This is a genomic window from Amycolatopsis sp. NBC_01286, assembly GCF_035982555.1.
Classification (GTDB): Bacteria; Actinomycetota; Actinomycetes; order Mycobacteriales; family Pseudonocardiaceae; genus Amycolatopsis.
This window is the reverse complement of record NZ_CP108428.1, coordinates 3,289,832-3,308,921: the sequence shown is the minus strand read 5'-3', so window position 1 is coordinate 3,308,921 and position 19,090 is coordinate 3,289,832. Positions and strand designations below refer to the sequence as shown.

The 19,090-nt window shown below is 70.3% G+C and carries 16 protein-coding genes; 10 read left to right on the top strand and 6 right to left on the bottom strand.

Annotation, left to right across the window (positions count from 1 at the left end):
• Positions 1-17 precede the first annotated feature (17 nt).
• The gene (locus tag OG570_RS16105; RefSeq protein WP_326957323.1) at positions 18-824 is read right to left on the bottom strand and encodes a TrmH family RNA methyltransferase; all 807 of its coding nucleotides are present in this window, start codon (positions 822-824) and stop codon (positions 18-20) included.
• 212 nt (positions 825-1,036) lie between these two features.
• Between OG570_RS16105 and OG570_RS16100 the strand changes: the two genes are divergently transcribed.
• From OG570_RS16100 to OG570_RS16075, 6 genes are all read left to right on the top strand, one after another.
• Complete coding sequence (locus OG570_RS16100; protein WP_247058435.1) at positions 1,037-2,536, top strand: glutamate-cysteine ligase family protein; 1,500 nt, start codon at positions 1,037-1,039, stop codon at positions 2,534-2,536.
• 9 nt (positions 2,537-2,545) lie between these two features.
• Positions 2,546-3,145, top strand: coding sequence for a TetR/AcrR family transcriptional regulator (locus tag OG570_RS16095; RefSeq protein WP_326944684.1), 600 nt, complete (start codon positions 2,546-2,548; stop codon positions 3,143-3,145).
• 72 nt (positions 3,146-3,217) lie between these two features.
• The gene (locus tag OG570_RS16090) at positions 3,218-3,886 is read left to right on the top strand and encodes a biliverdin-producing heme oxygenase (RefSeq protein ID WP_326957321.1); all 669 of its coding nucleotides are present in this window, start codon (positions 3,218-3,220) and stop codon (positions 3,884-3,886) included.
• A gap of 255 nt (positions 3,887-4,141) precedes the next feature.
• The gene (locus OG570_RS16085; protein WP_247058440.1) at positions 4,142-4,765 is read left to right on the top strand and encodes a superoxide dismutase; all 624 of its coding nucleotides are present in this window, start codon (positions 4,142-4,144) and stop codon (positions 4,763-4,765) included.
• Between the two features lie 168 nt (positions 4,766-4,933).
• Complete coding sequence (locus OG570_RS16080; RefSeq protein ID WP_326957319.1) at positions 4,934-5,737, top strand: arylamine N-acetyltransferase family protein; 804 nt, start codon at positions 4,934-4,936, stop codon at positions 5,735-5,737.
• A gap of 255 nt (positions 5,738-5,992) precedes the next feature.
• Positions 5,993-6,541 (top strand): hypothetical protein, encoded by a 549-nt coding sequence (locus OG570_RS16075; protein WP_326957317.1) that lies wholly within the window; start codon positions 5,993-5,995, stop codon positions 6,539-6,541.
• A gap of 170 nt (positions 6,542-6,711) precedes the next feature.
• Here the strand turns inward: OG570_RS16075 and OG570_RS16070 are convergent, their stop codons facing one another.
• Positions 6,712-7,968: an MFS transporter gene (locus OG570_RS16070; RefSeq protein WP_326944688.1), complete on the bottom strand. Its 1,257-nt coding sequence runs from the start codon at positions 7,966-7,968 to the stop codon at positions 6,712-6,714.
• A gap of 122 nt (positions 7,969-8,090) precedes the next feature.
• Positions 8,091-8,522, bottom strand: coding sequence for a MarR family winged helix-turn-helix transcriptional regulator (locus tag OG570_RS16065; RefSeq protein ID WP_247058446.1), 432 nt, complete (start codon positions 8,520-8,522; stop codon positions 8,091-8,093).
• 106 nt (positions 8,523-8,628) lie between these two features.
• Here OG570_RS16065 and OG570_RS16060 point away from each other — a divergent pair, with 106 nt between their 5' ends.
• Entirely contained in the window at positions 8,629-9,192 is a 564-nt protein-coding gene (locus OG570_RS16060) for a hypothetical protein (RefSeq protein ID WP_326957315.1), read from the top strand.
• On the opposite strand, the gene OG570_RS16055 is transcribed toward OG570_RS16060, so the two are convergent.
• Entirely contained in the window at positions 9,193-10,686 is a 1,494-nt protein-coding gene (locus OG570_RS16055) for an NCS2 family permease (RefSeq protein ID WP_326951682.1), read from the bottom strand. It abuts the gene before it with no gap.
• Positions 10,687-10,768: 82 nt separating this feature from the next.
• Here OG570_RS16055 and OG570_RS16050 point away from each other — a divergent pair, with 82 nt between their 5' ends.
• Complete coding sequence (locus OG570_RS16050; RefSeq protein WP_247063724.1) at positions 10,769-10,996, top strand: DUF2530 domain-containing protein; 228 nt, start codon at positions 10,769-10,771, stop codon at positions 10,994-10,996.
• A gap of 4 nt (positions 10,997-11,000) precedes the next feature.
• Here the strand turns inward: OG570_RS16050 and OG570_RS16045 are convergent, their stop codons facing one another.
• Positions 11,001-13,820: a sacsin N-terminal ATP-binding-like domain-containing protein gene (locus OG570_RS16045; RefSeq protein WP_442788274.1), complete on the bottom strand. Its 2,820-nt coding sequence runs from the start codon at positions 13,818-13,820 to the stop codon at positions 11,001-11,003.
• The gene (locus OG570_RS16035) at positions 13,817-16,186 is read right to left on the bottom strand and encodes a DUF3027 domain-containing protein (RefSeq protein ID WP_326957309.1); all 2,370 of its coding nucleotides are present in this window, start codon (positions 16,184-16,186) and stop codon (positions 13,817-13,819) included. The genes OG570_RS16045 and OG570_RS16035 overlap by 4 nt, the downstream gene beginning before the upstream one ends.
• 51 nt (positions 16,187-16,237) lie before the next feature.
• On the opposite strand from OG570_RS16035, the gene OG570_RS16030 reads away from it, so the two are divergent.
• Positions 16,238-17,008 carry a glutaminyl-peptide cyclotransferase gene (locus tag OG570_RS16030; RefSeq protein WP_326957307.1) on the top strand — a complete coding sequence of 257 codons (771 nt, stop codon included), beginning with the start codon at positions 16,238-16,240 and terminating at the stop codon, positions 17,006-17,008.
• A 38-nt stretch (positions 17,009-17,046) separates the two neighbouring features.
• Entirely contained in the window at positions 17,047-19,089 is a 2,043-nt protein-coding gene (locus OG570_RS16025) for an MFS transporter (RefSeq protein ID WP_326957305.1), read from the top strand.
• Position 19,090: the final 1 nt, after the last annotated feature.

The window sequence follows — 19,090 nt, the reverse complement described above, 5'->3', positions numbered from 1 at the left end:
TAGAGATCGCCGTCACCTTAGTCACCCGAGACCAGTTCGTAGAACGCCACGGCGGCGGCCGTCGCGATATTGAGGGAGTCGACTCCCTCGGGCATGGGTATCCGGACCGCGTGATCAGCAGCCGCGAGCGCCGTCTCGGTCAGTCCGGGCCCTTCCGCGCCGAACAGCAGGGCCACCGGACCCGGCACGCGCTCACGCAGCTCGCGCAGCGGGACCGAGCCCGGCCGCGGGGTGAACGCGGCGACGGCGAACCCGCGCGACCGCAGGTCGTGGAGCCCGCCCGGCCAGTCCGTCAGGTACCCGAAGGGGACGCGCAGGACGTGTCCCATGGACACGCGCACGCTGCGCCGGTACAGCGGGTCGGAGCAGCCGGGGCCGAGCAGCACGCCGTCGACGCCGAGCGCGGCCGCGTTGCGGAAGAGCGCGCCGAGGTTTTCGTGGTCCCCCACGCCTTCCAGCACGGCGATCGTGCCGGCCCCGGCCACGACGTCGGATACCGTCGGCGGCGCCGGCCGGTCGGCGATCGCGAGGATGCCGCGGTTGAGGTGGAAGCCGACGACGTCGGCCATCACCTCCGCCGAAGTGACGTACTGGGGCGCGTCCGTCCCGGCCAGGTCGTCCGCCAGCTCGGCGAACCGCCGTTCGACGCCCAGCAGCGCGCGCACGGGGTACCGGGACGCCAGCAGCCGCGACACCACGACGGTGCCCTCGGCGATCACGAGTCCCTTGCCACCAGGGCGGTCCGGACGCCGGTCCGCAGTGGACAGGTCGCGGAAGTCGTCGAGTCGCGGGTCGTCCCGGTCATCGGTGTGGATCACGGCCATCCGCCCAGTCTGTCATCCGCTTGCCGGGTCGCTCACTGGTCCGAACGTCCACGCCACTCTGGTACGAACGGGTTCAATTTGCTGTCGGTTAACTCCCGGTGACGGAGAGCACCAGTTTGGCCGCTAGCACGGATTCAACCGCTGTGAAACGGTTATCCGCCGGGAACCTGAAACACGTACTAGTTCCACGCCGACGCGAAGCAGGGATGGTCATGGGGATGGACCTGGCGGCACAACCGTTCAACACGCTCGATCGAGGACGGTACCGCCGCAAGGTGCAGCGCTGTCTCGACACCTTGGCCCGGATGCTCACCGACGGCAGTTTTTCGTTCCCCCGCAAGAACATCGGGCTCGAGGTGGAGCTGAACCTGGTCGACCGCGAGCTACGGCCGTCGATGACGAACACCGCGGTGCTGGAAGCGCTGGACGACCCGTCGTTCACCACCGAGCTGGGGCAGCACAACCTGGAGCTGAACGTGCCGCCGCGGCCGCTGGCCGGCGATTCCGCGCTCCAATTGGAAGACGACCTCCGCGCGTACCTGAGCACGGCGTCGGCGAAAGCCGGGGACAACGGGTCGGCGCTGGCCATGATCGGCATCCTGCCGACGTTGAAGCACGAGCACTTCGACCAGAAATGGCTCACCAACAAATCCCGGTACGTCACGCTGAACGACCAGATATTCGCGGCGCGCGGCGAACGGACCGTGCTGGCGATGGAGGGCGCGCCGCTGCCGGGCCAGCAACCGGAACGCCTGCGCAGCTATGCGGAATCCATTCTTCCGGAAGCCGCGTGCACGAGCGTGCAGCTGCACTTGCAGGTGGCGCCGGAGGAGTTCGCCGCCCACTGGAACGCCGCGCAGTGCCTGGCCGGGCTGCAGATCGCGCTCGCCACGAACTCGCCGTTCCTGCTGGGCAAGGCGCTCTGGCAGGAGACGCGCATCCCGCTGTTCCTGCAGGCGACCGACACGCGCCCGGAAGAGCTGAAGAACCAGGGCGTCCGGCCGCGGGTGTGGTTCGGCGAGCGCTGGATCACGTCGATCTTCGACCTGTTCGAGGAGAACGTCCGCTACTTCCCCGGCCTGCTCCCGGAAACCGACGCCGAGGACCCGATCGAGGCGCTCGACGCCGGTCAGGCGCCGAAGCTCACCGAGCTGCGGATGCACAACGGCACCATCTGGCGCTGGAACCGCCCGGTGTACGACGTCGTCGACGGCCTGCCGCACCTGCGCATCGAGAACCGCATCCTGCCCGCCGGGCCGACGGTCGTCGACACCGTGGCGAACGCGGCGTTCTTCTACGGCGCCCAGCGCGCGCTCGCCGAGGCGGAACGCCCGGTGTGGAGCCAGATGTCGTTCCAGGCGGCGGAGGAGAACCTGTACGCGGGCGCGCGCCGCGGTTTCGAGGCGCAGCTGTACTGGCCGGGCATCGGCTGGATCCCGCCGGACGAGCTCGCGCTGCGCGTGCTGCTCCCGCTGGCCCACGAGGGGCTGCGCGCTTCCGACGTCTCCGACGAGGCCCGTGAGCGCTACCTCGGGATCATCGAGCAGCGGTGCCTCGCGCGGCGGACCGGGGCCACCTGGCAGCGCGACTTCGTCGTGCACGCGCAGGAGCACGGGCTCGACCGGGAGGCGGCGCTGACCCGGATGCTCGGGCGCTACCTGGAGCTCTCGGAAGCGGGCGAGCCCGTGCACACGTGGCCCGTGGCCGATTAGCCTGGGCCGATGCCGAAGATTCTCGGTGGGTCGCTGGAGGCGCATCGCCGTGAGGTCCGCGCGCGCGTCTTCGACGTCCTGCGCGCCCAGCTGTACGAACGCGGCTTCGACGCGATCTCGCTCACCGGCGTCGCCGCGGCCGCCGGCGTCGGCCGGAGCGCGCTGTACAACCACTTCCCGGACAAGGAGAGCCTGCTCGTCGCCTTCGTCGAGGACGAGGCCGCCCGGTACGTCACCCGGCTGACCGACGCCGTCGAGGCCCAGGCCGACCCGGTGGACCAGCTCGCCACGTTCGTCCGGCTCCAGTTGCGGGTGCTGGCCGAGTACCACATGCCGCCGGGCACGGCGCTCGCGTCGGCGCTGGCCCCCGCGGCGTACCGGCGGATCAGCGCGCACGCCGACCCGATCACCGACCGGCTGCGCGCGATCCTCGCCGGCGGCGTCGACCTGGGGCGCTGGCCGGCCGAGGACCCGGACGTCCTGATCGCCATGATCACCGCCGCGCTGGGCAACCGGGCGCTGGTCGAGGGGCCGCCGGAGCAGCGCGACGACGTCGTCGAAGCGGCCGTCCGGTTCGTGCTGCGCGCGGTCGGGACGGCGAAAGTTTAGGGTAGCCTTACCGCTGGTTATGGCTTAGGCTCTTTCTGACAGTGTGTCAGATCGATCGCCGGGAGGCCTTCCATGTCGGTGACCACGGACCTCGACACCCGTCCGTTCTCGGCGACCCTGCGCGCCTCGACGCTGCAGGTGCACGAGAAGGCGAACTACTCGACGTACATGCGCGCGCTGCTGGGCGGCGAGCTGTCCCAGGACGGCTACACCCAGCTGGCGATCCAGTACTACTTCATCTACAGCGCGATCGAGGCGGCCAGCGACCGGATGGCCGGCGACCCGGTCGGCGGCGAGTTCGTCTTCGACGCGCTCCGCCGGCTGCCGAGCCTGGAGCGCGACCTGGCGCACCTGGTCGGCCCGGACTGGCGCTCGACGATCACGCCTCTGGCGTCGACCCGCGCGTACGTCGCGCGCATCGAAGAGGCGTCCGCGTGGGCCGGCGGCTACGTCGCCCACCACTACACGCGCTACCTGGGCGACATCGCGGGCGGTCAGGCCATCCGCCGCCTGCTGGAGAAGACGTACGACGTCGCCGACGCGGGCACGCTCTTCTACCACTTCGAGGGCATCGGCAGCGCCCCGAAGTTCCGCGACGTCTACCGCGCGAAGCTGGACAACGCGCCCTGGACCGACGCCGAGCGCGCCCGGGTGATCGACGAGACACTGGTGGCGTTCGAGTGCAACGTCGCGGTGTTCGACGAGCTGGCCCAGCGGCTGACCGAGTTCCGCATCGCCTGAATGATCGTCGTCACAGCACCTTGACCTCGACTTAAGTCCAGGTTGCAGGCTCGGTTTCGGGTGGCGTGCCCCCGGGTAAGCCACTGTCGAACCCGTCGTCCCAAGCAGTAACAATCGTGGCTTCGCCCCGAGCCGGGGGCTCCGCCACCCGGACCCCCAAGGGGTGGGACGACGACGCGCCCCCGCTCGCCGCGAGCGGCCGTGTGCTACTAGGTTCGATACCGGAATCTTGTGTCGAAGACAGAAGGAGGGCCAATGGCCCGCTACGAGCTCCCCGATCTCGACTACGACTACAGCGCCCTGGCGCCCCACATCTCCGGCGAGATCAACGAGCTGCACCACAGCAAGCACCACGCGACCTACGTCAAGGGCGCGAACGACACCCTCGACAAGATCGCGGAAGCCCGCGACGCCGGGGACTTCGGTGGCATCGTCGGTCTCGAGACGACGCTGGCCTTCAACCTGGCCGGCCACGCCAACCACGTCGTGTGGTGGAAGATCCTGTCGCCGGAAGGCGGCGACAAGCCGACCGGCGAGCTGGCCGCCGCGATCGACGAGGCCTTCGGCTCCTTCGACAAGTTCAAGGCGCAGTTCACCGCCGTGTCGACGACGATCCAGGGCAACGGCTGGGGCGCGCTCTCCTGGGACCCGATCGGCAAGACGCTGATCACCCAGCAGCTGCGCGACCACCACAACAACCTGATCCTGCCGACGGTGCCGATCCTGCTGGTCGACGTCTGGGAGCACGCGTTCTACCTGGACTACAAGAACGTGAAGCCGAAGTACGTCGAGGCCCTGTGGAACATCTTCAACTGGGCCGAGATCAGCAAGCGCTTCGACAACGCCGTCGCCGGCGGCAACGGCCTGCTGCTCGGCTGAGCACGCGGTACGCAAGCGGGGCCCTCCACTGTGGAGGGCCCCGTTTCCGTTCCCACCCATTCGGGGGATCCAAGGGGGCGGAGCCCCCTGGCGGGGGTCCGGGGGTTCGACCCCCGGGGGATTACAGCACTTGACCTCGAGTGCGGTCGAGGTGTTTGGCTTGAGGGCATGGACGTTGACGCGTATCTGGCCCGGCTGGGCGTCGCATGGCCCGCGGCGGCCGACCTCGCGACGCTGCGCACCCTGCAGGAACGCCACCTGGCGGCGGTCCCCTTCGAAAACCTGAGCGTCCACCTCGGCGAGCCGATCGAGCTCTCCGAGGAGGCGCTGTTCACCAAGATCGTCGAGCGGCGCCGCGGCGGGTTCTGCTACGAGCTCAACGGCCTGTTCGCCGCCCTGCTGCGCGAGCTCGGCTACGACGCTTCCCTGCGCGCGGCGCAAGTCTTCCGCCCGGACGGCTCGCTCGGCCCACCCCTGGACCACGCGGCGGTCGTCGTCGAGCTCGACGAGCCGTGGCTGCTCGACGTCGGCTTCGGCCGGTTCTCCCGGCACCCGCTGCGCCTGTCCGGAGTGGACGCGCAGAGCGACCCCGAAGGCGACTTCCTGCTGCTGGACGCGCCGTACGGCGACGTGGACATCCTCATGGACGGGAAGCCGCAGTACCGCCTGGAACGCCGTCCGCGCCCGCTCGCGGACTTCGTGCCGATGGCCTGGTGGCAGTCGACGTCCCCGGAGTCGCACTTCACGCGGTCGCTGACGTGCTCCCGCCCGACGTCCCAGGGCCGCGTGACGCTCTCGGGCGCCAAGCTGATCGAGACGGAGGACGGCGTCCGCCACGAGGTCCCCCTGACCGGCGACGACGCGATCCGCGCGGCCTACCGGGTGTACTTCGGGATGGCGTTGCAGCGCCTGCCCACGCTCCCGGGTGAGAACCCCTTGACGAGCCCTTCGCTCAGCCCGACACTGCCGTGACCCGCATATGAACGAAGCCCCGGCCTGGGGTTCCCAGGGCCGGGGCTCCGTCCGTTCCCGAACTGACTGCCGCTCCCACCACGAAGCGGACGTGTATGAGGTTAGCCTAACCTCATCTCATGAGGCAAGAGGTCTTCCAGGGAGACTCGGATCTCACTCGTACGGGTGACGTCCAGTGCGCGAAACCGACGGTTTCTGTCGGCGCGTGCCGAGCGTCGGAACTACCCAGCGAGTCGGGGTGCTTACTCACCGTCGATGGCCATGCAGCACAATGCCTCGGTGACCGCGCACGTGTTCGTCGACGAGACCAAGCAAGGCGGCTACCTGATCACGGCAGCCGCTGTGCTTCCCGGCGATCTCGGCCGCGCACGCCAGAGCATGCGCGGCCTCGTGTTGCCCGGCCAGCGGCGCCTGCACTTCACCCATGAAAGCGATGGTCGTCGCAAGCGAATCCTCGATGTCGTCGCCGAACTCACGCCCGTGGTCACGATCTACGACGGTTCCGCGCATCCCCGCCGACAGCAGCGCGAAGCATGTCTGGACGGCCTCGTCGCGGACCTGGCGTCTGCGGGAACACGCATGCTCGTCATCGAGACCGATGAATCGGTTCTCGATCTCGACCGGCGGATCTTCTATCGCTCGTCCCGGCAGCACGGGTGTCACGAAACCCTTGAATATCGCCACCATCGAGCACATGAAGAGCCGCTGCTTTCCATTCCGGACGCGATCGCCTGGTGCTGGCAACGCGGCGGGCAATGGAAGGTGAGAGCGCGGGACTTCGTCCGGGAAGTGCGGATCGTGTAGCACGCTGGATACGCGAAACCCGGCCCACCCACCGTCCGGAAGGCTGCCGGGTTCACTTCGCCCGTCTAATGACGAGTGCCCACGAAGTGTACCCCAACTACCGCCCAGACGAAGATCGACCGCAGGCTGCGCCAACTCGCCGGGAAGCTGATCCCACCGCTGCTCGGCCGCTAGACCTTCGTCCGCTTCAGCACCCGTAGCCCGAACCCCCGCTGCACCGGCCAGGAGACCCCGCCCCGCCGGATCAGCACGATCGCGCAGACCACCGCGGCCAGCGCCGAAACCGCGCCACCGATGTAGAAGGGAGACCGGCCACCGAACGCCTGCGCCATCCAGCCGACCATCGGGCCGCCGATCGGGTTGCCGCCGATCAGGACCAGCACGTACAGGCCCATCACGCGGCCGCGCATCTCCGGGCTGACCGAGGTCTGCACCAGCGCGTTCGCCGTGTTGAGGAACGTCATCGTGGCGAAGCCGAGCGGGATCAGGCCGAGGCCGAACGTCAGGTAGTTCGGCATGAACGCCGTGATCAGCTCGAACACGCCCAGGAAGAACGCCGAGATCAGCATCAGCCGCACCCGTGGCCTGCCCTTCGTGCCGCGGCGGGCGGACATGATCGCGCCGGTGAAGGTACCGACCGCGACCAGGGTCGAAAGGAGGCCGTAACCGTCGGCCGCGGTGTGGAAGACGTTGGCCGCGACGATCGGGAGCGAGCTGAAGTACGTGATGCCGAACGTGCTGACGAACAGCACCAGCACCATCACCGTCATCAGGTCCGACCGGCGGCGGACGTACCGCAGGCCCTCGGCCAGCTGCCCCTTCTCGCGCGGCACGGCCGCGACGCGGAACAGCTTGTCCGGGTTCATCAGGATCAGCCCGGTGATGACCGCGATCGTGCTGGCCGCGTTGGCGATGAACAGCCAGCCGGTGCCGATCCAGGTGATCGCGAAGCCGGCGATCGCCGGGCCGACGATCCGGGCCATGTTGAAGATCGACGAGTTCAGCGCGACGGCGTTCGCGATCTGGTCCCGCCCGACCATCTCGGCGACGAACGACTGCCGCGTCGGCACTTCGAGCGCCGCCGTGATGCCGAGCGTGAAGCACAGGACGTAGACCTGCCACAGCGCCACGAGCCCGGTCAGGTCGAGCACACCCAGCACGACGGCCTGCGAGCACGCCGCGGCCTGGATCCAGGTCAGCAGCCGCCGCTTGTCGACGCGGTCGGCGAGGACGCCGGCCCAGAGCGAGAGGAACAGCGTCGGCGTGAACTGCAGCGCGACCGCGACGCCGAGGGCGATCGGGTTGTTGCCGCTGAGGGTGAACACCAGCCAGTCCTGGGCGATGCGCTGCATCCAGGTGCCGATGTTCGAGATGACCTGGCCGGTGAAGAACAGCCGGTAGTTGCGGACCCGCAGGGAGGCGAACATGCTGCCGCGGCGCTGGGGCACGGATTCGGACGGCGGTGACGAAGACGGCGGTGGTGCCGTGTCCCGGGTAGCAGTGGTCTCGATCTGTCGTTCTGTTTCGCTACCCGTGGTGGTCACCGTGGTTAGTTCCCCGCCATCCTGTCGATGATTTCGGCGGCTTTCGAGAGCACTTCACGCTCTTCGTCACCGAGATCGGCCAATTGCCGGTCCAGCCACGCCTCCCGGACGGAGATGGCCCGCTGAACGTAGGCCAGCCCGCTCTCGGACAACTCGACGATGGCCTGCCGACCGTCGGTCGGGTGCGGCCGCCGCTCGACGAACTTCATCTCCTCGAGCGCGGCGATCACCCTCGTCATCGAGGGCGGCTGGACGCCTTCCTTCGCGGCGAGCTGACCCGGGGTCAGCGCACCGCACTTGTGCAAGGTGGACAGCGCGGCGACCTGCGTCAACGTCAGATCGTCCCCGACGCGCTGTGCCCGCAGCCGGCGGTTGAGCCGGACCACCGCGAGACGCAGACGGCTCGCCAAGGAGCGTTCGTGCGTGTCGCCGGACATATAGTTAGCATACCTTACGAAACTTCCTCCCTTCAGGTGATCTCCGTCAACCCGCAACCCGGAAGTCGGCCGCGCGTCCTTCCCGACGGAGGAACCTGGGGGTCGGATGAACAAGAAACTGGTGGGCGCGGCCGTGGTCGGCGCGGCGATCCTGGCTGTCGTGGTGGCGCTGTTCTGGAGCGGCGAAGCGCCGGCGGCCGCACCACCGCCGTCGACAGCGGCGCCGAGCCCGTCCGCGCAGCCGTCCGTGGCGGAGTACGCGTTCCCGGACGTGGCGGACGGCCGCGGCTGGGCGATCCGGATCCCGGTCCCGTCGGGCTGGGCCGTGACCCGCGACAAGGACCGCGCGAGCTACCGCAGCGGCAACCTCCTGCTGGAGACCGACAAGGTGCCGATCACGCAGGAAGACGCCCTGAGCGGGCTCAAGGCCATCGCCGCGAAGACCCACTACGACGGCTCGGTCGTCACGCCCGTCGAAGCCGGTGACATCCCGGATGCGGCGGAATGGGACTACACCTACCTCCGCGACGGCACGCCCGAGCGGGTCGCCGTCGTCGGGCTCGGCGCGGGCGACAGCCTCGTCACGATCCGCTTCGAGGCGCCGCCCGCCGAGTTCGACCGCAACCGCGGCGTCCTGGACGCCGCGATGAAGGTCAGCGCGCCGGGCTGATCAGCTGAACGCCGCCTGGATCGGGCCGACCGCGAAGTACGCGACGAACGCCACCGCGATCACCCACATCAGCGGGTGCACCTGGCGGGCCTTGCCGGTCGCCGCGCGGATCACGACGTAGCTGACGAAGCCGGCACCGATGCCGTTCGCGATCGAGTACGTGAACGGCATGACGACGATGGTCAGGAACGCGGGCAGCGCGATCGCGTAGTCGGTGAAGTCGATGTCGCGCACCTGCGCCATCAGCATCGCGCCGACCACGACCAGCGCCGGCGCGGCCGCTTCGACCGGCACCACCTGGTAGAGCGGCGTCAGGAACATCGCGGCGATGAACAGCACGCCGGTGACGACGTTCGCCAGGCCCGTCCGGGCGCCTTCGGCGATGCCGGCCGCCGACTCGACGAACACCGTGTTCGAGCTGGCCGAGCCGAAACCGCCGGCCGCGCCCGCGAGGCCCTCGACGAACAGCGCCTTGCCGACGTTCGGGAGCTGGCCGTCCTTCGTGATCAGGCCGGCTTCCTTGCCCAGGCCGGTCATGGTGCCCATGGCGTCGAAGAAGTCGGCCAGCACCAGCGTGAACACCAGCAGGCAGACGGTGATGATCGGCAGCCGCGTCCAGGCGCCGAACGAGACGTCGCCGACGAGCGAGAGGTTCGGCAGGCCGAGCACCTGGTCCGGCAGCGCCGGGTAGCCGAGGTTCCAGCCCTTCGGGTTCGTGCCCTTCGACGGCCCGGCCTTGACGATCGCCTCGACCACGATGGCCAGCACCGTCGAGGACAGCACGCCGATCAGGATCGCGCCCTTGACCTTGCGCACCACCAGGATGCCGGTGATGAGCAGGCCGACGACGAACACCGCGGTCGGCCAGGACGCGATCGAGCCGTTGATGCCAAGGCCGACCGGGACGGTGGTGTGCGCGTCGTCCGGCAGGCGCCGGACGAACCCGGCGTCGACCAGGCCGATCAGGCAGATGAAGACGCCGATGCCGACGGCGATCGCGGACTTCAGCGACGCCGGCACGGCCTTGAACACCGCCGTGCGGAAGCCGGTGAGCACGAGCGCCACGATGATGACGCCCTCGATGACGACCAGGCCCATCGCTTCGGGCCAGGTCATCTGCGGGGCGATGGTGACCGCGACCAGGCTGTTGATGCCCAGGCCGGTGGCGATGGCGAACGGGTAGTTCGCGACCAGGCCCATCAGGATCGTCATGACCCCGGCGACCAGCGCGGTGACGGCGGCGACCTGCGGCACCGGCAGGATCCCGCCGAGCAGGTCCTTGTGCGCGGCCGCGTCGTCCGGCGCGAAACTGCCGATGATCAGCGGGTTCAGCACCACGATGTAGGCCATCGTGACGAACGTGACCAGGCCGCCGCGCAGTTCGCGCGGCACGGTCGACCCGCGCTCGGTGATCTTGAAGAACCGGTCCAGTGTGGACGTCCCGGTGCCGGCCGCCTCCGGCGTCCCGGTGGGGGTCGTCTCCTGCTCCGCCATTCGCCTGCCCATTCTCTCGCTGCTGCGGAGTACCCTGCACCTCGTGAGTGATCCGAGCAATCCACCGGAGGTTACGGGCTCGTTGCGGCACACGCCGGAACTGCCCAAGAGGCTGACCGACCTGACGCCGGTGGTGATCGTAGGCACCACGATCTGGACCGTCGCGCTGGTGGTGCTCTTCTTCACGACTTCGGGGCTGTGGGTGCAGACGGCGCTGGCCGGGTTCGTGCTCGGCTTCATCGGGATGGCGATCATCCTGTGGCAGCGCGCCGCCGCCCGCCGCGGCTCTCGTTCCGCGCAGCGGGTCTAGTCCTTTACGCCAGCAGCGTCCGCGGCGACGGGTCGTCGAGCAGCGCCGTGATGAGGTGCCGGTCCGGCCAGCGCCCGGTCGCCCAGGCGAACGCGCGGGCCAGGCCCTCCGACGTGTCGGCCGCGTGCAGCCGACCGTCGGACCACCACTGGACGTCGTGCTCGGTGAGCTGGATCGACACGGTCAGCGGGTCGTGCACCAGCACACCACCGTCGGGCAGCCGGATCCCGAGCTGCTCGGCGACGAGCTTGAGCGCGGGCAGCTCGGCCCACGGCGCGTACTCGCCCTCGCTGATGATCTCGGCGGGGGTGGTGCTCGCCAACGGCAGGTCGAGCAGGTCCGCCAGCCGCTCCGGCTCGTCGGGCGCGACGACGTACTGGTCCGGTTCGAGCGCCCCGGCGACCCACGGCACGTCCAGGACCAGTGCGTCTTCGACGACGGACCCGTCCGCGGCCCGGACAGCGTCCGGTGCGCCGGGATCGAACCCGGACTCGACGACGGCGTCGTAGGCGCGCGTGGCCAAGCCGGCCGAGACGGTGCGGTCCGGGTCGCCGAGCCGGCGCAGGACGTCCGCGGCCTCGTCCACTGTGGACAGTGTGAGATCCTTGCGCACTCCGGCGATCCGGAGCAGGTCTTCGGTCAGGCCGACGTCGGGGACCTCGTCGTAGAGCCCGGCGAGGTCGGCGTCCGGTAGCCGCCACTCGTTCGGCGCCAGGCCGCCGAGCACGGCGTACTGCGCGATCCACCAGGCGGCGTGCCCACCGGGCGTGCGCAGCGCGTGCCACGTCTCGGGCCGCGTCGCGAGCAGGCGCAGCGCCGCGGGCCAGGAGTCGTCGGCGACGAGGTCGAGGTCCCGGATCGCGACGAGCGTCGACGGCGGCTCGGAGCGCGCGTCCCACCAGGCTTCCTCGTCCGGCAGGTCGTGGTCGGGTTCGTGCGGCTCGTCGTCGTTGACCAGCGCGAACGAGTCGAGCACACCGACGGCTTTCAGCGTCCCGTCCGGCCAGTCTTCGGCGAAGTCGTCGTCGAGGACGTCGAGCGTGCCGTCCTCCTCGAAGACCTCTTCGTCGAAGATGTCGATGAGCGGCGACGCCGGGAGCACGAGTTCGTCGGCACGGCGCCAGGTGTCGGTGGCGGGCAACGCGAGCGCGCTGGTCCACTGTGGAGCGTCGTCCCCGCAGTCGGCGATCAGCCGGAGGACCGCGCCGGCGAGCGTCGTCCCGTCCAAACCGGACCGGACGTCCTCGACACTGCGTTCGACGGCGTCACGCAGCTGGTCGGCGTTGAGCAGCTCACGCGCGTCGGCGTGCTTGGCACCCAGCCGTTCCAGCAGCGGGTGCGACGCCGCGGGGTGCACCAGCCGCAGTCCCGGAATGTCCACATCGGACAGCAGGTCGAGCAGCTCGGCCGAGCCGTCGACGAGCAGGCTGCCCCGCGCACCGGGCAACGTACGGCCGTCGGAGAGCGGCACGGGCAGCCCGTCGAGCCTCGCCGCGGCGAGCGCGTGGGATTCGACGGCGATGTTCAGTGCTTGGTAGACGTCGTGCCACCAGGACGGCTCCCGCGTGGCGCCGGTAAGCGTTTCCAGCACCTCTTCGACGCTGATCACTTGCACGGAAACAGCTTTGAGCGCACTGGCGGGCGGCGCTTCGGCGAGCAGATCGGGAACGACGTCGGTCAGCAGCGCGGGCAGCCCAGGCACATCGACGTCGATCACCCGCGCCTGACGACCGGAGACCTCCCGACCGTCCTGAGTGGACAACCATGGCTCGGTGGCGAGCTGCGCCAGCACGTCGTCCCGCAGCTGAGCGTCCACAGTGGACTTCGGAAACCCGGGCACGGGCACAAGCGCGAACCGGTGTTCCGGCGGCAGCAGCCGCACCAGATCGACGTACTCTTCCGCGGCCTTTTCGAGCGCCTGTTTGAGTTCTTCACCGGGAAGCGCCCGCCGTCGCGACGGCTCGACCGGCACGGGAGCGAGCAGCCGAGCGGGCAGCGAAAGCCCGTCATCGGTCGGCGTCGGCGCGTGCAGAACGTCTTCCACGAGCGGAACCGGAGTCCCGTGGTCGTCGACCGGAACCGCCCAGACGACGTCCCCGCGATGAGTCAGCCACCGGGTTTTCTTTCCAGGCCCGCGAATCTCGACGATGTCTTGGTCGGCATCACGAGTCCAAACGCGACCGTCCACATCGACCTCAGCCAGCCACGGCAGGGCAAGCAAAAGGTCACCGATGTCGTGACCCAGCTCGTCCAGAAGAGCCTGCCCATCAACATCGCCACGCAGCGGCAGGCGAATTTCGGTGTCAAAGCCGGCGGACGGTTTGGCCTCGATCGGCCACGGCAGCCGCAGAACGGGAACGTCACCGTCGATCCCGGCGGCTTCGCGAGTCCGCTCGGCGGAAAAGACGACCCCACCAGCGGTGCTGAGCACCTGCGGCTCATCGGAAACGGTCCGGACGGCGGCAAAACCGACCCCAAAGCGCCCGACGGTGTCCCCGGTCTTGCCGGAAGCCCGCAGCGACGCGAGCGAGGCCACACCCCGCGCGTCGAGCGGAGCACCGGTGTTGGCGAACCTCAGCTGACCGTCCACAAGCGACACTTTGACGCGCCCAGGCACACCGGCGGCCATAGCGGCATCGGCAGCGTTCTGCGCAAGCTCGACAAAGAGCCGATCCCGATAGGCCCCAACACGCAGGTCCCGCTCGACGTTGGTGTCCTCGATAAGCCGAGTGGGCGAGTCCCGCCAGGCGCGCAGAGTCGCATCCCGAAGCCGCGAGGTACCGAAGGGGTCGGAACCGGCCGGCTCAGCAGCAGACCCGGTCACCGTTCGCTGCGGTGATCGGTCTCGGTGCCGTCGTGGTGCTTGGCTTCGGTTTCGGCGGCATCGTGCTGCGCGGCCTCGGTCCCCGCAATCCCGATGGCGTCGTGCTGCGCGGCCTCAGGCTCCGCGACCCCGGTCCCGGCGGTATCGCGATGCACAGCCTCGGTCTCCGTGGCCCCGGTCCCGGTGCCGTCGTGGTGCGCGGCTTCGGTTTCCGTGGCGTCAGTTGCTGCCTCGGTGCCCGCGCTCCCCGCCTCGGTGCCTTCGGCCTGAGTCGGCTCGGCGACAACCGCATAGGTCACTTCGGCCTGAGCAGGCTGAGCCTTCTGCGGCTCGACGGTCTCGGTGACAACCGAGTCGGTCAGCACAGCTTCCGGCAGTTCGACCTCGGAACCCTCCGCCAACGGCCCAACAGGGGTGTCGGTCACCTCGGCCTCGGCCGCGACCGGCTCGCCGACCACCACGGACAGCTCGGCGACCGCAGCATCATCAGCCTCGACCACCTGCGGCTCAGCAGCCACATCGCCCTGGGCCGATTCCGGCACGTCAGCCGCACCGGTCTCGCCCACCGCAGTTTCCTGAGCTTCAGGCGTAGCGCCCGGCAACTCGGCAACATCAACCCGGCCCGGCTCCTGCTCGGAAGCCGCTTCGGCCTCAGAACCGGCAACCGTGACCGGCTCAACCTCAGGCACAACCGCCTGAGGCTCCTCAGCATGGGCCGGCTCCGACACCTCAGCCTGCTCGGCCGCCGCAACCGGCTCAGCCGACTGCTGGTCGACCGCAACACCTTCGGCTTCGACCACCTGCGACTCGGCACCGACCTGGGTCGACTCCGGCGCCTCAGCCGCCAGCGGCTCGGCCTCCGGCACGACCGACTGCGGCTCGGCAGTCACCTCGGCCTGGGCCGGCTCCGCAACCTCGGCCTCAGAAGGCTTGGTCTCCGCCGCAACGGGCTCCGCCTCCGCCAACTCGGTCTCCGCCGACACCGCAGCAGCTGGCTCGGCTTCTTCCGCCAACGGCTTGGCCGCAGCGGACTCCGTCTCGGCGGTCAGCGGCTCCGCCGCTGCCGCTTCGGCCGCCGCCGTAACCGGCTCGGCCTCAGGCACAACCGACTGCGGCTCGGCAGTCGCTTCGGCCTGGGCCGGCTCCGAAACCTCGGCTCCCGGTGCGGCTTCAGCCGACACCGGCGCAACCGCAGCCGACTCGGTCCCGGCAATCGCCTGGTCAACCTCGGCCGACTCGGTCCCGACGGCCACAGGCTCAGCTGCAGCCGGCTCGGTCCCAGCCACCACCGGGTCGACCTTGGTCGGCTCGGCTTCCGCCGTCACCGCAGACTGAATCGCCTCGGCCGTCAGCGGCTCGGCCTGCGTCTTCGCTGCTGCCTCGGCCTCCGCTACTTCCGGCTCCACCTCCGCCGGTGACAGGTCGGCCTCCGTCACCGCGGTTTCGGTCTCCGCTGCCGGGGACTCGACTGCCTCCGTGGCCTCGACCACCGCTACCGCTTCGACCTCAGCCACCGTCGGGTCTGCAACCGTTCCCTCGGCTCGGGCCGTGGGCGGCGAAACAACCTCAGCCGCCGGAGCTTCCGAAAGCTCGGCAGCCGGCGCTGCTTCAGGCGTGTCGTATTCCAGCAGTGAGTCGTCGTAGACCAGTTCCGCCACCGGGATCGACGATGTCACCTCGACCTCTACCTCAGAGTGCGCTCCGCAGCCGTACTCGACGTCAACTACGTGGCCGTCCGCTGGGGCTATGTCGTTCGTGCATGCTCCGAAGCCGCCTCGCAGCGAGCCCGCCAGCGGGACGAAGAAACCGCACGTTCCGCACACTCCCGGCGCCGATCGGGCCATGTCCGAGCGGGGGCCGAACTCGCCGCCGTGCCAGCGGGTTGCCGCGTCTTCGCGGCCGAAGCGGGACAGGACGTGGATGCGGCCCAAGCCCGTCTCGCGGGCCACCTCCTCCACCGCCGGGTCGTCCGACTGGAGGTACGCCGGTGCTAGGCGGGGGTCGTTGTCGTCCGTCGGGAAGATGTCGCCGACGCCGAGGTCACCCGCGCGGACCCGGCGCTCCCACGGCACCCACGCCGGCGCGATGCGCGCTTCGGGGCCGGGGACCAGGACGACCTCGCTGACCGTCACCGGCTCGTCGTCGCCCGCCAAAGCGATCGTCACGCACCATCGCCAGCCGCGGTAGCCGGGCACCTGCGCCTCGAACAGGTGACTCGCCGAGACCGCGTCCTCCCGGCCGGCGCCGACGTGGGCACCGATCTGCTCCTCGGGCGCTTCCGCCAGCACCGCGACACGCGCGAACTCCACCGCATCGGCGAGTTTGCGCTGCACGGAGCCGTCGTCCAGGGTCAGCAGCAGAGTCATGCGGCCAATTGTGCCGCACGCACCCGCGGCGCCCGTGCCAGGCTGTTCTACGTGCGCACGCCGATCCTCACCACGCTGCTGCTGGCCGCCGCGCTCGGCGGCTGCGCGGGCACTCCCGCCACGCCGTCCGGCCCGGAACAACTCACGGTCCAGGTGGTCTCGATGCTGCCGCACGACCCCGCCGCGTTCACCGAAGGCCTCGAGTTCGCGGGCGGCACGCTCTACGAAAGCACCGGTCTCGCCGGCCAGTCGCAGCTGACCGCCGGACCCGCCGGCGGACCGCCCGGCCAACGCGCCACGCTGCCGTCGCCCCTGTTCGGCGAGGGCGTCACGATCCTCGGTCCGACGCTCTGGCAGCTCACCTGGCAGGACGGCTTCGCGATCGAACGCGACACGAAGACCCTCGCCGAGCTGCGGCGGGTGCCGTTCCAGGGTGAGGGCTGGGGGCTGTGCCACCAGGACAGCGGCCGGCTGGTGATGAGCAACGGCTCGTCGTGGCTGACCTTCCGCGACCCGAAGACCTTCGCCGTGACCGGCAGTGTCGACGTCGGCCGCGACCAGCTCAACGAACTCGAGTGCGTCGGCGACGACGTCTACGCAAACGTTTGGCACACCGACACCATCCTGCGGATCGACGCCGCCACCGGGCACGTCACCGCGACGATCGACGCAGGTCAGCTGCGTGCGCAGGCGAAGGTGACCGACCCGGAAGCCGTGCTCAACGGGATCGCCGCCGTCCCGGGGACCGACGAGTTCCTGCTGGCCGGCAAGCAGTGGCCGGTCACGTTCCGGGTGAGGTTCGTCCCGCCGAAGCACGGATGAGCAGGCGGAACCGGCCCCGGGTAAGGCAGGATTGAGGCGTGGCACTCTTCGGCTCCCGTTCCGGCTCCGACGGCGCACGCACCGGCCGGTCGGGTCAGCGCGGCCGGAAGAGCAAGCGACGCTGGACGCCGGAACCGGGCGCGGCCCAGGCCCGCTCCTGGCGGGAGGCCGCGCCGACGCGCGTCGACCGCCCGGCCGCCCCGCCCGCCAACCCCACCCGGGTCGACCGCGCCGCGGCACCGCCCGCGAACCCGACCCGCGTCGACCGCCCCGCGGCGCCGCCGGCGAACCCGGCCCGCGTCGATCCCCCGTACGCGGAACGACCCCAGCCGCCCCGGCAAGAGCCACCCCGCCAGGCGCCGCCCCGGCGCGAGCCGCCGGGTGGGTACTACGACCAGGCACCCCGCGTCCCGGACGCGAACGAGGCCCCGACCGCCGCCGCACCGACGGGGCACCGGCCACCGCCGCCGCGTGGCGCCCGGCCGTACCCCGCCCACGACCCGAACCGCACCGAGCAGGTCCGCCGCGAGCCGGCCCCGCCGGGCGGCTTCTACCAGGGTGAATACCACCCCGGCAGCGGTGAGTACGAGCACTACGACACCGGCGGTTACGCGGGTGAGCCGCGCCCGCCCGAGCCCGAACCGGCGCCCCGGGAAGAGCCGCGCACTCCCGGCGGCACGCCGAAGCTGCCGAAGAAGATCACCGTCACGCGCGTGGCGGCGATGCGCGGGCGGCAGCTGACCGGCCAGGCCGTCGGCGCCTTCCAGCGCGCGACGAAGGCCGACGGCGCCGAGAAGTCCGGCCTCACCTCGCTGACCTACGCCGTGATGCTGAACTACGCCAGCGACGCGGCGATGGCGATCGCGCTGGCCAACACCCTGTTCTTCGCCGCGACCAGCGGCGAGAGCAAGGGCAAGGTGGCGCTCTACCTGCTCATCACGATCGCGCCGTTCGCGCTGGTCGCGCCGGTGATCGGGCCCGCGCTCGACAAGGTGCAGCGCGGCCGTCGGCTGGCGATGTGCGCGTCGTCGGTCGGCCAGGGCCTGATGGCCGTCGTGATGGCGCTGCACTTCGACGACTGGCTGCTCTACCCGGCCGCGCTCGGGATGATGGTGCTCTCGAAGTCGTTCACCGTGCTCAAGGCCGCGGTGACGCCCCGGGTGCTGCCGTCCGAGATCACGCTGTCCAAGACGAACGCCCGGCTGACCACGTTCGGCCTGATCGCCGCGGGCACGTTCGGCGCGCTGGCCAGCGGCATCAACGCCATCACCGGCTCGGCGGGCGCGCTGTGGTTCACGGCGCTGATCTGCGTCGCCGCGGCCGTGCAGTCGATGCGGATCCCGGCTTGGGTCGAAGCGACCGAGGGCGAGGTCCCGACGTCGCTTTCGGCGCACCCGACCGAGAAGAAACGACGTCAGCCGCTGGGCCGCCACATCGTCGTCGCGCTGTGGGGCAACGGCTCGGTGCGCGTGCTCACCGGCTTCCTGATGATGTTCGCCGCGTTCGCGGTGAAGGCCCAGACCGAGGGCACCGGGCACACCCCGTTCATGCAGCTGCTGCTGCTGGGCGTGATCGGCGTCGCGGCCGGGGCCGGCGGGTTCCTCGGCAACGCGCTGGGCTCGCGGCTGAGCTTCGGTTCGCCGGACCAGGTGATCGTCGCGTGCGTGGCGAGCTGCGTGCTGGCCGCGCTGGTGGCGACCGTGCTGCCCGGCTTGGCGACGGCGGCGATCGTCGGCCTGGTCGGCGCGACGGCCAGCGCGCTGGCGAAGATCAGCCTCGACGCCGTGATCCAGGAGGACCTGCCCGAAGAGTCGCGCGCGTCGGCGTTCGGCCGCTCGGAGACCGTGCTGCAGCTGGCGTGGTGCCTCGGTGGCGGCGCCGGCCTGCTGCTGCCGCCGACGTACTGGATCGGCTTCCTGGTGATCACGGTCGTCCTGGCCGTCGGCCTGACCCAGACCTACCTGGTGCGCCGCGGCGGTTCGCTCGTGCCGGGCCTCGGTGGCGACCGCCCGCTGCGCCCCGAGCCGACCGGCAGCTTCCCGGCCCAGGGCCTGCCCGGGGACCCACGGGCCCGCCGGTAGG

Coding starts and splice junctions, on each gene's coding strand:
- OG570_RS16070 (WP_326944688.1), bottom strand. CDS start 7,968: ATGTTCGCCTCCCTGCGGGTCCGCAACTACCGGCTGTTCTTCACCGGC.
- OG570_RS16100 (WP_247058435.1), top strand. CDS start 1,037: ATGGGGATGGACCTGGCGGCACAACCGTTCAACACGCTCGATCGAGGA.
- OG570_RS16095 (WP_326944684.1), top strand. CDS start 2,546: ATGCCGAAGATTCTCGGTGGGTCGCTGGAGGCGCATCGCCGTGAGGTC.
- OG570_RS16035 (WP_326957309.1), bottom strand. CDS start 16,186: ATGACTCTGCTGCTGACCCTGGACGACGGCTCCGTGCAGCGCAAACTC.
- OG570_RS16090 (WP_326957321.1), top strand. CDS start 3,218: ATGTCGGTGACCACGGACCTCGACACCCGTCCGTTCTCGGCGACCCTG.
- OG570_RS16085 (WP_247058440.1), top strand. CDS start 4,142: ATGGCCCGCTACGAGCTCCCCGATCTCGACTACGACTACAGCGCCCTG.
- OG570_RS16060 (WP_326957315.1), top strand. CDS start 8,629: ATGAACAAGAAACTGGTGGGCGCGGCCGTGGTCGGCGCGGCGATCCTG.
- OG570_RS16105 (WP_326957323.1), bottom strand. CDS start 824: ATGGCCGTGATCCACACCGATGACCGGGACGACCCGCGACTCGACGAC.
- OG570_RS16075 (WP_326957317.1), top strand. CDS start 5,993: ATGGCCATGCAGCACAATGCCTCGGTGACCGCGCACGTGTTCGTCGAC.
- OG570_RS16080 (WP_326957319.1), top strand. CDS start 4,934: ATGGACGTTGACGCGTATCTGGCCCGGCTGGGCGTCGCATGGCCCGCG.
- OG570_RS16055 (WP_326951682.1), bottom strand. CDS start 10,686: ATGGCGGAGCAGGAGACGACCCCCACCGGGACGCCGGAGGCGGCCGGC.
- OG570_RS16065 (WP_247058446.1), bottom strand. CDS start 8,522: ATGTCCGGCGACACGCACGAACGCTCCTTGGCGAGCCGTCTGCGTCTC.